Origin of the sequence: Bacillus cereus group sp. BfR-BA-01441, assembly GCF_022663075.1 — a bacterium.
In the GTDB taxonomy this organism is placed as follows: domain Bacteria; phylum Bacillota; class Bacilli; order Bacillales; family Bacillaceae_G; genus Bacillus_A; species Bacillus_A cereus.
This window is the reverse complement of the sequence record NZ_JAKUEU010000089.1, coordinates 1-19,298: the sequence shown is the minus strand read 5'-3', so window position 1 is coordinate 19,298 and position 19,298 is coordinate 1. Positions and strand designations below refer to the sequence as shown.

The following is a 19,298-nucleotide window of genomic DNA, read 5'->3' as shown; positions in this document are numbered from 1 at the left end:
GATAACTTCTAAAGTCGCCTCTACAGGAATATTGTATTTCTTCATATGAAATCCTCCCTTTGTGAGTAAAATAAGTTAAATCATACAAATGTTACTTTTTAGTACCTATAGCACTTTAAAGTACGTACTTTTTATTATGTTAAATATGTTTCATAATAGCACATGTAAGAGGCAAATGAGTAGTACGGTACCAAAAAGTGACTATGTTACTTTTTAGTGCCTATCGTACTTTAAAGTGCGTTCTTCAAAAAAGGAATGAAACCATTCATAATAGCATTTGTAAGTATGAAATATATTTTTTAGAAGATAAAAGGGCCTTTTTATCATACTATTATGATTGGATTTCTTGTAATAAGGAGGAATTCAATTGAGTTCATATACAGTACCATCTTCGGAAGCTCAGACGAGCCGAAGAAGTATGTTTGCTTTATTAGCGCTAGCAATTAGTGCGTTTGGGATTGGTACGACCGAGTTTATTAGTGTCGGTTTACTACCATCTATTTCAAAAGATTTAAATGTTTCGGTTACAACAGCCGGTTTAACGGTTTCCTTATATGCGTTAGGAGCAGCGGTAGGAGCTCCTGTTTTAACAGCGTTAACGGCTAGTATGTCGCGAAAGACATTATTAATGTGGATTATGGTTATTTTCATTATTGGTAATGGCATTGCGGCGGTAGCAACAAGCTTCACTGTATTAATTATTGCAAGAATTGTATCTGCGTTTGCACATGGTGTGTTTATGTCAATTGGATCTACAATTGCAGCTGCAATCGTACCAGAGAATAAACGTGCTAGCGCAATTGCGATTATGTTTACTGGATTAACAGTTGCGACTATTACTGGTGTGCCAATTGGAACATTTATCGGTCAACAATTTGGCTGGAGAGCGTCATTTATGGCGATTGTTGTAATTGGAATTATTGCTTTCATCGCAAACAGTATACTCGTCCCATCTAATTTAAAAAATGGTGTACCTGTATCGTTTCGTGATCAATTTAAATTAATTAAAAATGGAAGACTATTACTTGTTTTCATTATTACTGCACTTGGATACGGCGGTACATTCGTAACATTTACGTATTTATCTCCGTTATTACAAGAAGTAACAGGATTTGAAGCAAGTACTGTTACTATCATTTTATTAGTGTATGGAATCGCAATTGCGATAGGGAATATGGTCGGCGGAAAATTATCGAATCATAATCCGATTCGAGCGCTATTTTACATGTTCTTGATTCAAGCGATTATATTATTTGTTTTAACATTTACAGCGCCATTTAAAGTAGCTGGATTAATCACAATTATTTTCATGGGACTATTCGCATTTATGAATGTTCCGGGGCTACAAGTATATGTAGTTATATTGGCAGAGCGCTTTGTTCCGAGTGCGGTTGATGTTGCTTCAGCAATTAATATTGCCGCATTTAACGGAGGGATCGCTTTAGGTTCTTATATAGGTGGCCTTGTAACGAATTCATTAGGATTAATCCATACTGCTTGGGTAGGTGGCCTTATGGTAGTAGCCGCTGTTATTTTAACAGCGTGGAGCATGACATTAGAAAAAAGAGATCAAGTAAAATAAAAGGAGAGAAAATAAAATGAAAAACTTACAAAGTAAAGCAGTATTAAATAACGGTGTAGAAATGCCTTGGTTCGGTTTAGGTGTATTTAAAGTAGAAGAAGGACCAGAACTTGTAGAAGCTGTAAAATCAGCAATTAAAGCAGGATACCGCAGCATCGATACAGCTGCAATTTACGGAAATGAAAAAGCTGTAGGTGAAGGAATTCGTGCAGGTATTGAAGCGACTGGTATTGCAAGAGAAGAATTATTTATTACTTCAAAAGTATGGAACGCAGATCAAGGGTATGAAACAACAATCGCTGCATACGAAGAGAGTCTAAAAAAATTAGGACTAGATTATTTAGATTTATATCTTGTTCACTGGCCTTCAGAAGGAAAATATAAAGATACATGGAGAGCGCTAGAAACACTTTATAAAGAAAAGCGCGTACGTGCAATTGGTGTAAGTAACTTCCAAATCCATCACTTACAAGATGTAATGAAAGATGCAGAAATTAAACCAATGATTAACCAAGTAGAATATCACCCTCGTTTAACACAAAAAGAACTACAAGCTTTCTGTAAAGAACAAGGTATTCAAATGGAAGCATGGTCACCACTAATGCAAGGTCAATTATTAGATAACGAAACATTACAAGAGATTGCTGAGAAACACGGTAAAACAACAGCGCAAGTTATTTTACGTTGGGATCTTCAAAATGGAGTAATCACAATTCCAAAATCAACGAAAGAACACCGCATTATTGCAAACGCAGATGTATTTAACTTTGAATTAACGAAAGAAGATATGGAAAAAATCGATGCGTTAAATCAAAATCATCGCGTTGGTCCAGATCCTGATAACTTCGATTTCTAAGATTAAGGTAAGAAAAAAGAGTGCTTAAAAGCACTCTTTTTTTTTGCATAAAAATAGTTTCTAAATAAATACTACTTAGTATTAAGTTTGTTATTAAGGGGCTGTAAACATGAATATAAAGCAATCGTTCAAACTTTTAGCTATGTTTTTAAGTGTCTTATTTGTATTATTCCCACTTCAAAAAGCATTCGCAGAAGTTATGGATCATACAAAGTATGAAATGAATTGGAGTTATAGTAAGTCAAAGAAGAAACCAATTCGAACAGAACTTATTAAAACGGCAGATGGAAAAATTGCATTTTGCTTAAATGTAGATTTAAAATCTCCGAGTGGTCAAGATTTACCAGAAATGGGTAAAGTGGATATTAATGTGTACCGTGTACTGTTGAATGGATATCCACAAAAGAGCCCACAAGAATTAGGAGTATCTGATTGGAGAGAGGCGCATTACGCAACGCAGCTTGCAGTATGGAATGCGTTAAAACAAATTGATGTTAATGATTTAGATTTCCGAAATAAAAATGTAGAGAAAGTAACAAAAGATATCGTTGCAAAAGCAAACGCTAGCGAAGAGCTACAAGAAATTACGATGAGTGTAACTCCTACAGAAGAACAAGAAGCAGTCTTAAAAAATGATTTCTTTGAAACAGGCTTATATACAGTAGAAACAAATGCAAAAAGCGGAACGTATAAAGTGCAAGCAACAGGTGCACCAGCGGGCGTGAAATTTGCAAATGAAAAAGGCGAAACAAAAACAGAATTTAATGTAGGAGAAAAGTTCCGCATTTTAATTCCGAAACAAACACCAGCTGGTGGATTTAGCTTTAAAGTATCAGGAAATTTAACGAAATTACAAGGGATTGCGCATAAAGGTACACCGACTATTCAAAATGCAGTAGTATTACTTGAGCGTAGTGAAGAAAAAACAAGTCCAGAGTTAGCGGTAAGTTGGAAAAAGGCTGAGGCTCCAAATAAACCAAATAAGCCATATACTCCAAATGAACCGCATAAACCGAATCAAAAGAGATAATGAAAAAGCATTGGTATATGCCAATGCTTTTTCATATGAATCCTTTAAAGATATATCAAGATAATAATTAATCGAGTGAAACACTATTTTAACGTTTGAAGAAGTATTTAAAAATAATAAAATATGGAGAAATCTAAACGTTACAATAAATGGATTTTATTCACGAAATTGTAACATTATTCTAATTAGAGAGGCTATCAAACAAAGTGTAAAGCGTGTACAATTCAGTTGGAAAAACTACCTATAGATGGTCATATATGAAGAAAATGTAAAAATATATTGTTGTTCACATTTTTAGATGTATAGATGACAATACTGAAAAATATCTTTTACTATTCTCTTTTTTATGTAGCAAGAGAACTCATCACAAATAGAGAGAAGTGAGGAGGGGATATTACATAAAAATTGTACAATGTAAGAAAGCGAATACATGGAGGGAAATGCGGTAGTAATAGATACAGGTGCGCGAGGTGTTAGTCTATTCGTTAAATGTTTTTATAAAGATAATAGGATTTTTCATTAAACGAATATATAGGATGGTTTGTCTAAAAAAAGGACAGGGGACACAGATTATGTCAAAGAAGAAAAAGAGTAGGGTATTAGTAGCAGGTATATGTATATCTACATTATTATCACCAGTAGCTTTCGAAGCATCAAAAGGATATGCGGCGCCTTTGGAAGAGAATAAGGGCGGGCAGTTGGAAGAGAATAAATTTGAGCAGAGAGTATTCCAGTTGCCGGGGAAAGGTAGCGTAGAAGAAAATAATCGTTTAAGAGTTACTTGGAAACTTTCCGCTAATGAACCGACTGGAATTTATGCAGAGCCAAATGAAGAGATTACAATTGACATAAAAGGAACGCAGTCTATCCAAGCTTTTATTGGAACGAGATCTTATGATGAAAAGGACCCAGAGGAGTTTGATTTAAAACCAGGAAAAAATGTTATTTCATCTTCAAGAGGCGGTATTTTATATTTTTATAATATGAATAACGAAGGAGAAGTAACAGCTTCCGTTACAAATGGTGGTAGTCACTTTCCTTTATTTATTTTAGGTAAGCATACGAAAAAAGATTGGGATGAAATGTTAAAAAAATATAAGGATCCTTATGCAGTTGAATTAAAAGGTGAGAGAAGCTTAATTACTACTACTTACGATTCTGTGCAGAAATATATGAAGAATACGGATCCAACAGATTTAATGAAATTGCATGATAAGATTATCCGTTTAGAAAACGCAGTGGCAGGATTATCTGAGGACAGTGTTGGGGTTGCAAAATCTCCAACTCATTATGTTCAGTTTGTTGAAAAACGGAAGCCTGCTAAAGGGGACTTTATGTTTGCGAAACATTATCATACAGGATATATTCCAACTGCAATGAATAGAGTTTTAGATATAGAGGTACTTGAGAAGGATGGATGGGGACCGTGGCATGAAGTTGGTCATTTACATCAGCAAGAACCGTGGAAGTGGTCTAAAGTAAGGGAAGTAACAGTAAATATTTACTCATTAGCTGTTCAAAAGGCGTTAGGGAATCAATTAGAAATGGATGAGCACTATAAAAACTCATTTGAGTATTTAGAGAAGCCTAAAGCAGAAAGATTCATTGATGACATTAATCCTCTTACAATGTTTTGGCAATTAAATGTAGTGTATGGAGAACATTTTTATCCTAGGTTACATCAAGCTTATCGTTTGTTACCTCAGAGTGAAATGCCTCATTCTGATGAAGAGAAAAAGCAGCTATTTATTTATATGACATCAAAAGTGGCAGGGCAAAATTTAATTCCTTTCTTTGAGGAGTGGGGATTAACACCAAATGATGATATTAGAGAGAAAATAGAAAAATCAAAGTTACCTAAATTAGAAAAGGAAATCTGGAAAGCTACAGATAGTAATGATATTCGTGAGAAGCAAGTTGAACTGTATAAGGTTCCGTATGGTGAACCTGCTAATGAAGTACAAAATCTTTTAGTTGGTACAGATTCTGACGAGAATGAAGCAAGTAAGCTTGTTCGAAATTTAGGTGAGAATGTAAAAGTAACAGGAAAGATTGTATGGCCTAAATTAGAGAATGGGAAACAGGAAGTGTTAGTAGAAATTGGGGATGAGAAAGGAAATAAAAATTCAATTCCTGTCCAAGTTAACGGATTTTATGATGACAGTATAGTTTTTCAAGGACTTTCAGATGATGTAATGTCGACAGTGACACTTCACCACAATAAGAAGAAATTAAATGTAAACTTTACTAATAATGAAATACATTACCGTTTTGAAAAAGAAGAATATATGGGCTTAACGCTATATGATCGAAATGGGATTGAAAAGAAACGTGTATCAGCAGAAGGACAAGAAACGGGAAAAAGATTTGCGATGGAACTAAATGAATTGGATTTTGAATATGGTGATGTAATAAAAGTATTCCACGCAGAACCAAGCCGTTTGAAGTGGTTTAAAAATAACGAACTTGTAGATCAAGGAAAAGTTAAAAATAAAAAAGAGAAATTATTCCAAATAACTGAGCAAGGGTTCGAATTAAAAGATAGTTTACAAGAAGTGACGGCGAAACTGCAAAAAGTAGTAGTCGGAATGGATGTAGACAAACTAGATCCGAAAGAATTCGTACAAGTAAAAGATGGAGAAGTGGTTGGTTTTGTAGAAAAACCAAATACATCAAAAATTGGAGAACAAAAAGTAAAAATAGAGACGAAGGATGCTTTTGGAAATAAGAAGATAACAGAAGTGCCGCTTGAAGTAATTTATGGAGATAGTTTAGTATTTCATGCTAATGATAATGCAATACGTTCGGTTGTAACATTGCAACATGATAAAAAGGAACTGCACGCAACGTTTACAGGTAATCCTGTTCATTATCGTTATGTAAATGAAGAGTATATGGGGATTACGCTATATGATCAAAATGGGAACACAAAAAAGCGTGTAACAGCGGAAGGACAAGAAACTTCAAAGAAATTTGCGGAGCAAGTGAGTGGAATGCAGTTTGAATATGGTGATGTAGTAAAAGTATTCCATGCAGAACCGGACCGCTTGAAATGGTATCAAAATAATAGCCTTGCTGGCCAAGGTAAGGCGAAAGTAGAAAAAGAATTATTCTTCAAGGTAACTGAAAAAGGCTTTGAAAGAATGGAAACTTTACAAGAGGTAAAGGCAGTACCACAGAAGGTAGTAATCGGAACAGATGTAGAGAAAATAAATGCAAAAAACTTTGTTGAAGTAAAAGATGGAGAAGTAGTTGGATTTGTAGAAAAACCAAATACAACAAAAATCGGTGAACAAAAAGTAAAAGTAGAAACGAAAGATCGATTTGGAAATAAGAAAGTGACAGAAGTTCCTCTAACAGTAACATATGGAGATAGCCTACTTGTATATGGGCTGAGCTATAGAGATGGTGACTTGAAATCAATTGTAACTTTGCATCATGATACGAAAAAACTGAGTGCGACAGATACAAAGAACCTAATTCATGATTACTTTAAAGATGAAAAGTATTTTGAATTCACATTGTACGATAAAGAAGGAAGAGTGAAGAAAAATATAGCAGTAAAAGGTTTAGAGAATACGCAAGAATTTGCTAAGGAAGTAAATGGAATTGCATTTGAGTATGGAGATGTAGTGAAAGTATATCATGCGGAATCTTCTCGTTTACATTGGTATCAAAAAGATGTATATGTGGGCGAAGGAAAAAGTAAAGAGATAAAGGCATTAGTCTTCAAAATAACTGAAAATGGATTTGAAAGATTAGACGGTGAGCAAACAGTAAAAGCAAATCCGCAGCAAGTAGTAATCGGAACAAATAGCGAAACGCTAGACGCGAAGAACTTTGTTGAAGTACAGGGTGGAGAAGTAGTAGGTTTTGTAGGGGAAATAGATACGACAAAAATTGGTCAGCAAAAAGTGAAAGTAGAAACGAAAGATCGATTTGGAAATAAGAAGGTGACGGAAGTTCCTGTAGAAGTGACATATGGGGATAGTCTAGTCTATCAAGGTGTGTCCGATGTTACACGTTCAATTGTTACGTTAAACCACGCTGAAAAGAAATTACATGCAACATTTACAAATGAGGAGATTCATTATCGCTTTGTAAATGAGCAGTATATAGGCCTTACGATTTATGATCAAAATGGAAATAAGAAAAAACATGTAACGGCAGAAGGACAAGAGACTTCAAAGAATTTTGCTGGGCAAGTAAATGGAACGGCATTTGAGTATGGAGATGTGCTGAAAGTATACCATGCGGAACCGAGTCGTTTGAATTGGTACAAAAAGAATGAGTTAGTTAAAAAAGAGGATGCGATGAAGGGGCAAGAAATATCCTTTAAGATTACTCAAAATGGATTAGAGCAAGTGCAATAATAAGAAAAAGCTCGTAAAACATAATGTTTTACGAGCTTTTTTATTATTCAGCTTCAGAAACTACTGTGAAGCGTTCGTTTACATGTTTTGGGTTTTCAATTTCATCAAGTGCTGCAACTGCGAAGTCTTCGTAACTTACGTAGCTATCACCTTTTGCGTTCACAAGAAGGTTGTCTTTACCAGCTTTATAAGAACCAGTACGTTTTCCTAATGCGAATAGTGCAGAAGGGCTGATGAATGTCCAAGTGATATCATTTGTTTGTTGTAAGATTTCTAAGTTTTTACCTTGGTTTTGAGCTGTTGCAAGGTATTCTTCCGGGAAACCTGGTGTCTCAAATACACGTGTTGTTTTCTCTTCGTCTACAAATAAGCTTCCAGCGCCACCAACTACAAGTAATTTTGTGTTAGGTGCACCTTTCATCGCTTCAATTAGTACGTTTCCTGCATCTACGTGAAGGTGTTCTTGTCCTGCTGGAGCACCGAATGCATTTACAACTACATCGAATGCTTGCAAGTCGTTAGATGTAAGAGAAAATACGTCTTTTTCTAAAACTTTTACGTTTTCTTCTGTAATTTTTGCAGCGTTTCTTACGATTGCAGTTACTTCATGTCCGCGATCCAATGCTTCTTTTAAAATACGACTTCCTGCTTTACCAGTTGCTCCGATAATTCCGATTTTCATAATAAATCCCTCCAAAGTGTTTTGTTAAAGTGTATATCTGAAAGTAAATGAATTTGTTGTAATTAGGTTTGTTACAACCTGTTGTAATCATTATAGTTACAGGTTGGTATTTTTGTCAATAGGGTTGTTTGTGAATTTATTTTTTGTTTTAGTATGCACAGTTAGAGGGAGGGTAGTCAGTCATAAAGACATTGTTACTGTGAACCTGGCTAATATTTGGAAATTGCAAATTGTCGAAAAATGTTGATTTTTGAATGTTTTTTAAATATAATTCGTTTTATGGAGAAAAGGAGGGGTTAATTGTATGAATATTTTAGAGCAATTTATTTCATCAACAAATACAATTCTTTGGTCATATATTCTTATTGCGATGTTAATTGGTTTAGGTCTTTATTTTTCTATTAAATTGAAATTCGTACAAATTACTCATTTAGGGGAAATGGTTCGACTAATGAGTGATGGATTAACTGGAAAGACGCGTAAAAAAGGTAGTGTATCTTCTTTCCAAGCGTTTTGTATGAGTTCAGCAGCTCGTATTGGTATCGGTAACTTAGCTGGTGTAGCATTAGCTATATCTATGGGGGGACCTGGAGCTGTATTTTGGATGTGGGTTATTGCGATTATCGGGGCTTCTTCAAGTTTCGTAGAAAGTACGCTTGCCCAAATTTATAAAGTAAAAGATGGCAGTGGCTTCCGTGGTGGTCCTGCTTATTATATGGAAAAAGGTTTAAATAAACGTTGGATGGGAATTTGGTTTTCTATCCTTATTACAGTTAGTTACGGTTTAATTTTTAACTCAGTACAAGCGAATACAGTAACATTAGCGTTTGAAAATGCATTTGGTTTAGAGCGTTATATTGTTGGTATTGTATTAGCTGCATTAGTTGCGGTTATTATTTTTGGTGGTGTAAAAAGTATTGCACGTATGTCGGAAATGATTGTTCCGCCAATGGCGCTTGTTTATATTGCGGTAGCTATTTTTGTTGTCATTAAAAACTTCTATTTAATACCTGATGTGTTTACGGAAATCTTTAAAGGTGCATTCGGTTTAGATTCAGCTGTAGGTGGCGGTATCGGTGCTGCGATGAAATATGGTATTCAGCGCGGATTATTTGCGAACGAAGCAGGTATGGGTAGTGCGCCGAACGCGGCAGCAACAGCTGATGTAACGCATCCAGCAAAACAAGGTTTTATTCAAACGATCGGCGTTTTAGTAGATACATTCTTAGTATGTACATCAACAGCATTTATCGTACTATGTTCTGGTGCATATAAAGCAACGAATTTAGAAGGTATTGAATTAACGCAAAATGCATTAAGCTCACAAATCGGCCCATGGGCAAGTAGCTTCTTAGCGATTATTATTTTCTTATTTGCATTTAGTTCTCTTTTAGGAAACTACTATTATGGTGAAACAAATATTGAATTCATTAAACAAAGCAAAACGTGGTTAACAATTTACCGTATTGCGGTAGTTGGAATGGTATTATTCGGTTCTGTTGCGACGCTTCAAGTTGTATGGAATATGGCAGACTTATTTATGGGTCTAATGGTAATCACGAACTTAATTGCGATTACACTTCTTGGTCGATTTGCGTACGCGGCATTAGCAGACTATGTAAGGCAAAAGAAACAAGGGAAAGATCCAGTCTTCAGTGCAGATTCTATTCCTGGTTTAACGAATACAGAGTGCTGGGATAAGCCAGTGGTAACAGATAAAGAAAAAGCAGTGTAATTGAAAAGGCGAGCATCGAGGTAAATTCGATGCTCGCCTTTTTTGTTGTAGTAAATGATGAAAAGGGTGAGAGGTAATTATTAATATAACTTTTTTGTTTGTTTCTCTCTCTCGTTATTTGTGGGGAACGTCCTGTTTTAAAAGTATGGCTGGTCGAATAGGATAAGTTATTAAGTATTGGATAAATGCATGTAATGGCTATATTTTCATGTGAAAAAACACTTATGTTAAAAGAATTAACGTACTCATGTTATAAAACCTAACATAAAGTTCTTGATTACTAAAAGTTTTTAGAATATAATTTTCTTATTGTTAGGAAGAGGGGGCAATGCAATTATGGATTTTTTAGCTAAGGTAATTGGGGATATAAATAATATCCTTTGGTCATATATCATTATTGCGATGTTAATTGGGTTGGGACTCTATTTTTCATTTCGTGTGAAATTTGTCCAAGTTCGTTACTTCGGTGAAATGATTCGTTTGCTTGGGGACGGGGCAAGCTCGAAAACGAGGAAAGCACAAAAAGAGAAGAGCGGCGTATCATCATTCCAAGCGTTTTGTATGAGTACAGCTTCTCGTGTAGGTACTGGTAACTTAGCTGGTGTAGCTATTGCGATCTCAGCAGGTGGTCCAGGAGCAGTATTTTGGATGTGGTTAATCGCGGTAATTGGGGGTGCTTCTGCATTTGTAGAGAGCACATTAGCGCAAATTTATAAAGTAAAAGATGGGAATGCATTCCGTGGGGGCCCAGCGTATTATATGGAAAAGGGTTTAAAGAAACGCTGGTTAGGTGTTGTGTTCTCTGTTCTAATAACAGTAAGTTTCGGATTGATTTTTAACGCTGTACAGTCTAATACTGTAGCGGCTGCCTTTGATGGGGCGTTCAAAACAGATAGTAGATTAGTAGGTCTTGTTATGGCTGGTTTACTTGCAGTTATTATTTTCGGTGGAGTAAAACGAATTGCTCGCGCGGTTGAAATGATTGTTCCAGTAATGGCAATTATTTATGTAGCAGTGGCATTATTCGTTGTTGTAACAAACATTACGGCAATTCCATATGTATTTAAAGAAATTTTCTTACATGCTTTCGGAATTAAAGAAGTAGTAGGCGGAGGATTAGGAGCTGCGATTTTATTAGGGGTAAAACGTGGGTTATTCTCAAATGAAGCAGGTATGGGTAGTGCGCCGAACGCAGCAGCGACTGCAAACGTAACGCACCCAGTTAAACAAGGTTTCATTCAAACTTTAGGGGTATTTACTGATACATTATTAATTTGTAGTTGTACAGCATTTATTATTCTTTTATCAGATGTGCATAATGCAGCTGATTTAAACGGAATTCAATTAACGCAGCAGGCGTTAAGTCAACATATCGGTCCATGGGCTTCTATATTTGTAGCAGTGGCAATCTTCTTGTTTGCGTTCAGTTCATTAGTAGGTAACTACTACTATGGTGAAACAAATATTGAATTCTTAAATGGAAGTAAAGTGTTATTAACAGCGTACCGCATTGCTGTACTTGGTATGGTTATGCTAGGATCTGTAGCGACAATTCAAATCGTTTGGGATTTAGCAGATTTATTTATGGGAATTATGGCTGTTATTAACTTAGTAGCAATTGTATTCCTTTCTAAGTATGCTTTCGCAGCGTTATCAGATTATATTAAGCAAAAGAAACAAGGGAAAGATCCAGTCTTTTATGCGGAGTCTATTCCAGGTTTGAACAATACAGAGTGTTGGGATGAGTCAGCGGTAGCTGATAAAGAAAAAGCGGTATAATGAAAAGGGCATCAAGTGAAACTTGATGCTCTTTTTTGTTTTATTCAACTATTTGCAGATAGTAAAAGACGAACATTCATAGACGTTTTATAATAAAATGTAATTTTTTAAAGAAAAGTGCGGATATGAGTTGTGATTTATGTTAGAATGGAAAATGCCTTTGAAATAAGAGGTTTTATGATCTTTCCTATCCAATTGAAGATTTTGGAGGAGAAATGGAAAGTTCGGATTATTTCTTGTTTTGAATGGTCAGACGTTCAACGTTAATGAAGAGTTAAATGGAGGATTTTATTAATGAAGTTTGTTATGTTCCTTGTAGGATTACTCGTTGTATTTGTACTCGGTTTTCTTATAAGTGCCGATCGAAAGAAGATTAAGTATAAACCAATCGCAATTATGCTTATTATTCAGCTAGCATTATCTTATTTCTTATTAAATACGCAAGTTGGTTATATTTTAGTAAAAGGAATTTCAGATGGATTTGGCGCACTTCTTGGATATGCGGAAGCTGGAATCGTTTTCGTATTTGGTGGTCTTGTTAATAAAGGAGAGGTTTCATTCTTCTTAACAGCGTTATTACCAATCGTATTCTTTGCGGTTTTAATCGGAATTCTGCAACACTTTAAAATTTTACCGATATTTATTCGTGCTATTGGTACGTTGTTAAGTAAAGTAAATGGTCTAGGAAAACTAGAATCATATAACGCAGTAGCAGCTGCCATTGTTGGACAAGCAGAAGTATTTATTACAGTAAAAGATCAATTAAGTAAAATCCCAAAACATCGTTTATATACATTATGTGCATCTTCTATGTCGACAGTGTCGATGTCAATCGTTGGTTCTTATATGAAAATGATCGAACCGAAATATGTAGTAACAGCACTTGTATTAAATTTATTTAGTGGTTTCATTATCATTCATATTATTAACCCGTACGATATTACAGAAGAAGAAGATACACTGAAATTAGAAAATAAGAAAAAACAATCATTCTTTGAAATGCTAAGCGAGTACATTATGCTTGGTTTCACGATTGCGATTACAGTAGCAGCTATGTTACTCGGTTTCGTAGCATTAATTACAGCAATCAATAGCTTGTTTGATACAATGTTCGGTATTACATTCCAAGCTATTTTAGGATATATTTTCTCACCATTAGCATTCGTAATGGGCATCCCGCAAGCAGAAATGGTAACAGCGGGACAAATTATGGCAACAAAATTAGTATCAAACGAGTTTGTTGCGATGCTTGATCTTGGAAAAGTAGCTGGTGATTTATCGGCTCGTACAGTTGGTATTCTTTCTGTATTCCTTGTATCATTTGCGAACTTCTCATCTATCGGAATTATTGCAGGTGCAACAAAAGGTATCGATGAAAATCAATCAAATGTTGTATCATCATTCGGTCTACGCCTTGTGTACGGTGCGACATTAGTAAGTATTCTATCAGCGATTATCGTTGGTGTTATGTTATAAAGTGAAATTTTAATCAGTGGGGGCTTTATTCCCCCTCATTATTAGCCCTCACCAATCGGGGTAAAAAAGGATGGTCCTAGCTCATAGCTAGGGCTATTTTTATGGTAAATTTGCATGAAAAAACCAATTAATTAGGAATATATTAACATATAAAAATCTTTTAAAATTTATATTGCATTTCATCTAGATAACGCTTACAATTTGATTTGTAGGTGGTATCAATTTCAGACTTTCAAGTATGGTAGGAGAGAAGAAGCTACCTTTTATAAATTGCAATTTATGTAAACGCTTACTGATTTTAGATGACAGTTGAATAGTTTTAGGGGTTTTAAATTTTTTTAACAACAATGGTCAGACGTCATTCGTTATACGTTATACGACCAATAACTCGTGGGAGAAGTGGAGGATTCACATATGAAGTTCGTAATGTTTCTAGTCGGTTTACTTGTAGTGTTTGTACTAGGTTTCCTTATTAGTTCAGATCGTAAGAAAATTAAATATAAACCAATTGCACTTATGCTTGTCATTCAATTGGTACTTGCGTATTTCTTACTAAATACAAAGGTCGGATTTGTATTAGTAAAAGGGATCGCAGATGGATTTGGCGCTATTTTAAAATTTGCGGAAGCTGGGGTTAATTTCGTATTTGGTGGTCTAGCAAACGATGGACAAGCACCATTCTTCTTAACAGTATTATTACCGATTATTTTCTTAGCAGTATTAATCGGGATCCTGCAACATATTAAAGTTTTACCGATTATCATTCGTGCAGTCGGTTTCCTATTAAGTAAAGTTAACGGTTTAGGAAAACTAGAATCATATAATGCGGTAGCAGCTGCAATCGTTGGTCAAGGGGAAGTATTCATTACAGTAAAAGATCAACTAAGCAAATTACCGAAAAATCGTTTATACACACTTTGTGCATCTTCAATGTCTACAGTATCGATGTCAATCGTCGGTTCTTATATGAAAATGATTGATCCAAAATATGTAGTAACAGCACTTGTATTAAACTTATTCAGTGGATTCATTATCGTTCATATCATTAATCCATATGAAGTAAAAGAAGAAGACGATATTTTAGAATTACAAGAAGACAAGAAACAAACATTCTTTGAAATGTTAGGCGAATATATTATGCTTGGTTTCTCAATCGCTGTAACAGTAGCGGCGATGTTAATCGGTTTCGTGGCATTAATTACAGCAATTAATGGTGTATTCGATTCAATTTTCGGAATCACATTCCAAAGCATTTTAGGATATATCTTCTCACCATTAGCATTCGTAATGGGTATTCCAACATCAGAGATGTTACAAGCAGGACAAATTATGGCAACAAAATTAGTAACGAACGAATTCGTTGCAATGCTTGATCTTGGTAAAGTAGCTGGTGATTTATCAGCTCGTACAGTAGGTATTTTATCTATCTTCCTTGTATCATTTGCGAACTTCTCATCTATCGGAATTATCGCAGGTGCAACGAAGAGTATCGATGGCAAACAAGCAAACGTTGTATCATCATTCGGTTTAAAACTTGTATACGGTGCAACATTAGTAAGTATATTATCAGCGATTATCGTTGGGGTTATGCTTTAATAAATTAAGAAAAGCAATGAGCGTAGGCTCATTGCTTTTTTTGTTTAACTTGCTTTATCCAAGTCTCTTTTAAAACGTGGTTTCTCTAAATAAGTTCCCAGTCTCCACACATATTCCACTGGCCCCATTCGGTATTTCTGGAGCCAATAGGTGCTAACGAATAATTGAATCGTATAAATTCCGATGGTTAAAAGAATACCGAAGAAATAGCCGATTTTCCCGTATAAGCCAAATCCATATGCGTAAAAAATGGTTGTTGCGATAATAGATTGCGCTAAGTAATTACTAACGGACATTTTCCCCATGCTCGCCATGTATGTTAGTAGACGGGTTGCTTTTTTGTAATGGAATAATAAAATGATTGTGCTTCCGTAAAAGAAGGTCATAGTTACTGGTGTAAGACCATCTTGTAACATAATTAAAACCGGGTGTTTTATGAACATAGCTAAGATTTTAATTGTAAAAGAGAAGAGACCGGTGGCAAACCATATTTTTTTGACAGCAGGTATATGTTTACTGACCTCAAATAGCCAGCCTTTTTTCCCTACATACATTCCGAGTAGGAACAGTGGAGACATAAAAATTATTGCGAAAACTGATATGAAAAATAATCCGAATGCACCGTCAATTCCCATGTAATCAAAAGGATTTTCACTCAATCTAAAGTTGACGTGATCCATATAGCTTCCAGTTTGATGGACTTTATGTTCTTTTTCAGTATAAGGTGCGAAATCATTTATATTTGTAGATGGATCAGTTTGATAAGACATAAGTGTAATAAGTGCGAGTAGAATAATCGCCCAAATAAGCAAAGTTTTCGGTTTTCGATTGATGAATATCATTAAAAAAATCCCGATTATTCCGTATGCAAATAAAATATCTCCCTCCCAAACAAAAGTGCCGTGAATGTAGCCGAGTAGAAAAAGAATGATAATACGTCTTATGTATGTGGGGAAGAATTTTTTTCCTTTTGCGATAATACTTTTTTGTAACAAAATAATGCTAAGCCCAAATAGAAAAGAAAATAGGGATATAAAGTTATGTGTGCCGAAAAATTGAATAAACCAATTAGCACCTTTATCAAGATCGCCAAATAGATAAGTTGGTTTTTCACTGGTGAAGAACCCAAATTGAATTAATGTCATATTGACTAGTAAAATGCCAAACAAAGCAAAACCACGAATTGCATCAACAGCTTCTACACGTTGATTCATTTTTCCTCTCCTCGTATATTCGTTTTTATATTGAAAATAATACCATTTTATATCTGGCACTATGTCAAATATGAGGAAATTTAAGGTGATTTTAAGATGGAGAGCAAACAAAAAAATCACCTTAATACATGTATTAAGGTGATTGAAATATTACTCAGCTGGAGGCGTAAATGTACGTTTCTCTAATTCAGCATCTAGCATAAACAGTGCGTTTGAATCGCTTGTAATACGTTTTAATTTTTGAATGATGCTATCGAATGAAGCTTCTTCTTCAACTTGTTCGTCAACGAACCATTTTAAGAATGTAATTGTTGCATGTTCACGCTCGTCCCAAGCGATATCAGATAAGTTGTAAATACGTTTCGTTACTTCACGCTCGTGCTCAAGTGCGACTTCAAAAGCGTTTAATACAGATTCGTATTCGTTATTCGGATTATCAAATCCAGTAATAATAGCGCGCTCTCCGCGGTCATTAATATAGTTGTAAAGCTTCATTGCGTGGAAACGTTCTTCTTCAGCTTGTACAAGGAAAAAGTTAGCGAATCCATCATAGCTCTCAGCTGTACAGTAAGCAGCCATTGCCATATAAGCATGGGCAGAGTAAAATTCAAAGTTCATTTGTTCATTTAATGCGTCGTGCAATTTTTTTGATAACATAAAATCCCCCTTAGTATTGTGACAAGAATATTATACCATAATTGATAATATTCTCATTTAGATACTTCGAACCTTTTTGAAAGCTTTGCGACGTGTGCGTCCATAATGTCTTGTAAGTCTAAATCATATTTTTGCGAAAGAATAATAAGGTTAGATAGTACATCGCCAAGTTCTTCTTTTAGTTCTTGTTTTAGCTCTTCTTCTGTTTTCGCATCTTCATCAGGGCGATCGCGGCCAATTTCAATAGCACGAACGACTCGTGAAACTTCCCCAACTTCCTCGGTTAAGAAATTTAAGCGAATAAAGGCATTATACTGTGACCAGCTTCGTTTTTCGTAAAATTCCTCAACCCATCTTTGAAATGCAACGATATCCATTTCTTCCTCATCTCCTCAATATGTTGTACAATGTCAATTGTATCATAACAATATATAGTTTCGGGGTGTAGGAATGAGAAAGATTTGTGTGTTTGCAGGTTCTAATTTAGGGGAGAGACCAGAATTCAAAGAGCAGGCAATTCAGTTAGGTAAAATGTTTGTTGAGAACGAGTATGAGCTTGTATACGGTGGTTCATGCGTTGGATTAATGGGAGAAGTAGCAAACGAAGTTCTTCGTTTAGGTGGACGTGTAACAGGTGTTATGCCGCGCGGTCTATTCCGAGGAGAAATTGTGCATACAGGATTAACAGAATTAATTGAAGTAGAGACGATGCATGAACGTAAAGCGAAAATGGCAGAGCTTGCAGATGCTTTTATTGCGCTTCCAGGCGGATACGGAACGTTTGAAGAACTATTTGAAGTTGTATGTTGGTCACAAATTGGTATACATAATAAGCCGATTGGTTTATTAAACATAAAAGGTTTTTACGGACCAATTTTGCAAATGGTTGAACGTGTAGCAGAAGAAGGATTTATGAATCCATCAAATAAAGAATTGATCGTTTCAGCTGAGACAGCAGATAAACTAATTCATGCAATCCAAAATTATGAGCGTCCTGTTTTGGGAACGAAGTGGAAGCAACTATCATAGCAAATACGGAAACACATGTCGTTTTAATTTAAGGTGGCATGTGTTTTTAATTTGGTTAAATATGTTAATGTTTAGATGTAATGTTTTGGGAAAGGAGAAATAGATGGAGGAGTTCGTATATTTACGTCCGGTTTTTAAAAGTATTTTAGCAGCGTCTATTCTTGCTATGCTAATTGTTTTGAGACAGAAGAAAGAGTTGATTAATGAATTTTCGCTTTGGTTTATCTCGGTATTGTGTATCGGTGTTTCAGCGATAACGTTGTTTATGTCCGGATTTATCGTTGATGAGTATAATCTAGGTGGAGATCCACAATCGTTTTGTATGTTTATTGCGATTGGTTGTATTAGTGGTCTGAATTTCATTATTTATTACAGAAGGCAATAAAAGAGGCATTCCATATTACTTTGGAATGCCTTTATTATTTTGATTGCTTTGTTTTTTATACAGGTACCAGCCACCCCAGCCGCCACCAATTGCTACGACAACGAGGAAAGCATAGTCCTTAACCTCGACACGTATATTGAAAATATTAGCCATAAGTAAGAGAATACCAACTGTTATTAACGCAAAAAATGCTCTAATTAAGTAGTCTTTCAACTGAACCACTCCCGTCATTTAAGTAGTAAATGATGAATTTGGAAAAGCTAAAGGGTGTTTCCTATATTTTAACATAGATGAGATTGTAATATATTGATGAAAGTAGGGGAGAGGGGCGCTGATATTGTTGTGATTTGTCGGCAAATTGATATCCTTTGTCAAATCGTTGATATATTGCGGGTAATGATCGATATAATGAAAAAATCGTTGATATATTGCGAGTTATGATCGATATATTTGAAAAATCGTTGATATAATTTCGTGTACCGTTAAGTGCGACCATTACATAAAAAAGCGACTCTAAACGAGCCGCTTCCGCTTTTAAATGATATCCAGCTTCAGCGGCTAGAACAGTCGGTTGTTTCACTCCTTCATTCGAGGCAAAAAGCGCCTCGTAATCAGGAGTTCCAACACCCTCCTGTTCTGAACGAGCCGCTTCCGCTTTTAAATGATATCCAGCTTCAGCGGCTAGAACAGTCGGTTGTTTCACTCCTTCATTCGAGGCAAAAAGCGCCTCGTAATCAGGAGTTCCAACACCCTCCTGTTCTGAACGAGCCGCTTCCGCTTTTAAATGATATCCAGCTTCAGCGGCTAGAACAGTCGGTTGTTTCACTCCTTCATTCGAGGCAAAAAGCGCCTCGTAATCAGGAGTTCCAACACCCTCCTGTTCTGAACGAGCCGCTTCCGCTTT

The 19,298-nt window shown here is 35.5% G+C and carries 16 protein-coding genes; 10 read left to right on the top strand and 6 right to left on the bottom strand.

Translation table 11 applies throughout. The features are described from left to right. Positions 1 to 418 precede the first annotated feature (418 nt). From MR107_RS25200 to MR107_RS25185, 4 genes are all read left to right on the top strand, one after another. The gene (locus MR107_RS25200) at positions 419 to 1,582 is read left to right on the top strand and encodes an MFS transporter (protein ID WP_002026553.1); all 1,164 of its coding nucleotides are present in this window, start codon (positions 419 to 421) and stop codon (positions 1,580 to 1,582) included. A gap of 16 nt (positions 1,583 to 1,598) precedes the next feature. Further along, a complete protein-coding gene (locus tag MR107_RS25195; RefSeq protein WP_000793532.1) occupies positions 1,599 to 2,438 on the top strand; it encodes an aldo/keto reductase in 840 nt (279 codons plus the stop codon). Positions 2,439 to 2,547: 109 nt separating this feature from the next. Beyond that, complete coding sequence (locus MR107_RS25190) at positions 2,548 to 3,468, top strand: thioester domain-containing protein (RefSeq protein WP_001022532.1); 921 nt, start codon at positions 2,548 to 2,550, stop codon at positions 3,466 to 3,468. Between the two features lie 572 nt (positions 3,469 to 4,040). Then, positions 4,041 to 7,841 carry a putative mucin/carbohydrate-binding domain-containing protein gene (locus MR107_RS25185; RefSeq protein ID WP_242292849.1) on the top strand — a complete coding sequence of 1,267 codons (3,801 nt, stop codon included), beginning with the start codon at positions 4,041 to 4,043 and terminating at the stop codon, positions 7,839 to 7,841. A 43-nt stretch (positions 7,842 to 7,884) separates the two neighbouring features. Here MR107_RS25185 and MR107_RS25180 read toward each other — a convergent pair whose 3' ends face one another. Beyond that, on the bottom strand, positions 7,885 to 8,523 hold the full coding sequence (locus tag MR107_RS25180; RefSeq protein ID WP_000689902.1) for an NAD(P)-dependent oxidoreductase: 639 nt from the start codon (positions 8,521 to 8,523) through the stop codon (positions 7,885 to 7,887). A gap of 304 nt (positions 8,524 to 8,827) precedes the next feature. Here MR107_RS25180 and MR107_RS25175 point away from each other — a divergent pair, with 304 nt between their 5' ends. From MR107_RS25175 to MR107_RS25160, 4 genes are all read left to right on the top strand, one after another. Then, on the top strand, positions 8,828 to 10,258 hold the full coding sequence (locus tag MR107_RS25175; RefSeq protein ID WP_001022929.1) for an alanine/glycine:cation symporter family protein: 1,431 nt from the start codon (positions 8,828 to 8,830) through the stop codon (positions 10,256 to 10,258). 336 nt (positions 10,259 to 10,594) lie between these two features. Continuing rightward, complete coding sequence (locus MR107_RS25170; RefSeq protein WP_078187296.1) at positions 10,595 to 12,037, top strand: alanine/glycine:cation symporter family protein; 1,443 nt, start codon at positions 10,595 to 10,597, stop codon at positions 12,035 to 12,037. 294 nt (positions 12,038 to 12,331) lie between these two features. Then, positions 12,332 to 13,513, top strand: coding sequence for a NupC/NupG family nucleoside CNT transporter (locus MR107_RS25165; RefSeq protein WP_000673841.1), 1,182 nt, complete (start codon positions 12,332 to 12,334; stop codon positions 13,511 to 13,513). A gap of 414 nt (positions 13,514 to 13,927) precedes the next feature. Beyond that, positions 13,928 to 15,109, top strand: a complete 1,182-nt coding sequence (locus MR107_RS25160; protein ID WP_000673874.1) for a NupC/NupG family nucleoside CNT transporter — start codon at positions 13,928 to 13,930, stop codon at positions 15,107 to 15,109. A gap of 44 nt (positions 15,110 to 15,153) precedes the next feature. On the opposite strand, the gene MR107_RS25155 is transcribed toward MR107_RS25160, so the two are convergent. From MR107_RS25155 to MR107_RS25145, 3 genes are all read right to left on the bottom strand, one after another. Then, entirely contained in the window at positions 15,154 to 16,323 is a 1,170-nt protein-coding gene (locus MR107_RS25155; protein ID WP_134207556.1) for a DUF418 domain-containing protein, read from the bottom strand. 150 nt (positions 16,324 to 16,473) lie between these two features. Then, positions 16,474 to 16,980, bottom strand: a complete 507-nt coding sequence (locus MR107_RS25150; RefSeq protein WP_000949403.1) for a ferritin — start codon at positions 16,978 to 16,980, stop codon at positions 16,474 to 16,476. Between the two features lie 53 nt (positions 16,981 to 17,033). Beyond that, entirely contained in the window at positions 17,034 to 17,357 is a 324-nt protein-coding gene (locus MR107_RS25145) for a MazG nucleotide pyrophosphohydrolase domain-containing protein (RefSeq protein ID WP_000355744.1), read from the bottom strand. Between the two features lie 73 nt (positions 17,358 to 17,430). Here MR107_RS25145 and MR107_RS25140 point away from each other — a divergent pair, with 73 nt between their 5' ends. Together MR107_RS25140 and MR107_RS25135 are read left to right on the top strand one after the other, a co-directional pair. After that, positions 17,431 to 18,009: an LOG family protein gene (locus MR107_RS25140; protein ID WP_017657015.1), complete on the top strand. Its 579-nt coding sequence runs from the start codon at positions 17,431 to 17,433 to the stop codon at positions 18,007 to 18,009. A 103-nt stretch (positions 18,010 to 18,112) separates the two neighbouring features. Next, the gene (locus MR107_RS25135) at positions 18,113 to 18,394 is read left to right on the top strand and encodes a hypothetical protein (RefSeq protein WP_000390902.1); all 282 of its coding nucleotides are present in this window, start codon (positions 18,113 to 18,115) and stop codon (positions 18,392 to 18,394) included. A 15-nt stretch (positions 18,395 to 18,409) separates the two neighbouring features. Here MR107_RS25135 and MR107_RS25130 read toward each other — a convergent pair whose 3' ends face one another. Together MR107_RS25130 and MR107_RS25125 are read right to left on the bottom strand one after the other, a co-directional pair. Beyond that, on the bottom strand, positions 18,410 to 18,607 hold the full coding sequence (locus tag MR107_RS25130) for a hypothetical protein (protein ID WP_242292848.1): 198 nt from the start codon (positions 18,605 to 18,607) through the stop codon (positions 18,410 to 18,412). A 61-nt stretch (positions 18,608 to 18,668) separates the two neighbouring features. Then, the coding region (locus MR107_RS25125) for a hypothetical protein (RefSeq protein WP_242292847.1) at positions 18,669 to 19,298 on the bottom strand (630 nt) is incomplete at its 5' end.

Coding starts and splice junctions, on each gene's coding strand:
- MR107_RS25200 (WP_002026553.1), top strand. CDS start 419: ATGTTTGCTTTATTAGCGCTAGCAATTAGTGCGTTTGGGATTGGTACG.
- MR107_RS25195 (WP_000793532.1), top strand. CDS start 1,599: ATGAAAAACTTACAAAGTAAAGCAGTATTAAATAACGGTGTAGAAATG.
- MR107_RS25190 (WP_001022532.1), top strand. CDS start 2,548: ATGAATATAAAGCAATCGTTCAAACTTTTAGCTATGTTTTTAAGTGTC.
- MR107_RS25185 (WP_242292849.1), top strand. CDS start 4,041: ATGTCAAAGAAGAAAAAGAGTAGGGTATTAGTAGCAGGTATATGTATA.
- MR107_RS25180 (WP_000689902.1), bottom strand. CDS start 8,523: ATGAAAATCGGAATTATCGGAGCAACTGGTAAAGCAGGAAGTCGTATT.
- MR107_RS25175 (WP_001022929.1), top strand. CDS start 8,828: ATGAATATTTTAGAGCAATTTATTTCATCAACAAATACAATTCTTTGG.
- MR107_RS25170 (WP_078187296.1), top strand. CDS start 10,595: ATGGATTTTTTAGCTAAGGTAATTGGGGATATAAATAATATCCTTTGG.
- MR107_RS25165 (WP_000673841.1), top strand. CDS start 12,332: ATGAAGTTTGTTATGTTCCTTGTAGGATTACTCGTTGTATTTGTACTC.
- MR107_RS25160 (WP_000673874.1), top strand. CDS start 13,928: ATGAAGTTCGTAATGTTTCTAGTCGGTTTACTTGTAGTGTTTGTACTA.
- MR107_RS25155 (WP_134207556.1), bottom strand. CDS start 16,323: ATGAATCAACGTGTAGAAGCTGTTGATGCAATTCGTGGTTTTGCTTTG.
- MR107_RS25150 (WP_000949403.1), bottom strand. CDS start 16,980: ATGTTATCAAAAAAATTGCACGACGCATTAAATGAACAAATGAACTTT.
- MR107_RS25145 (WP_000355744.1), bottom strand. CDS start 17,357: ATGGATATCGTTGCATTTCAAAGATGGGTTGAGGAATTTTACGAAAAA.
- MR107_RS25140 (WP_017657015.1), top strand. CDS start 17,431: ATGAGAAAGATTTGTGTGTTTGCAGGTTCTAATTTAGGGGAGAGACCA.
- MR107_RS25135 (WP_000390902.1), top strand. CDS start 18,113: ATGGAGGAGTTCGTATATTTACGTCCGGTTTTTAAAAGTATTTTAGCA.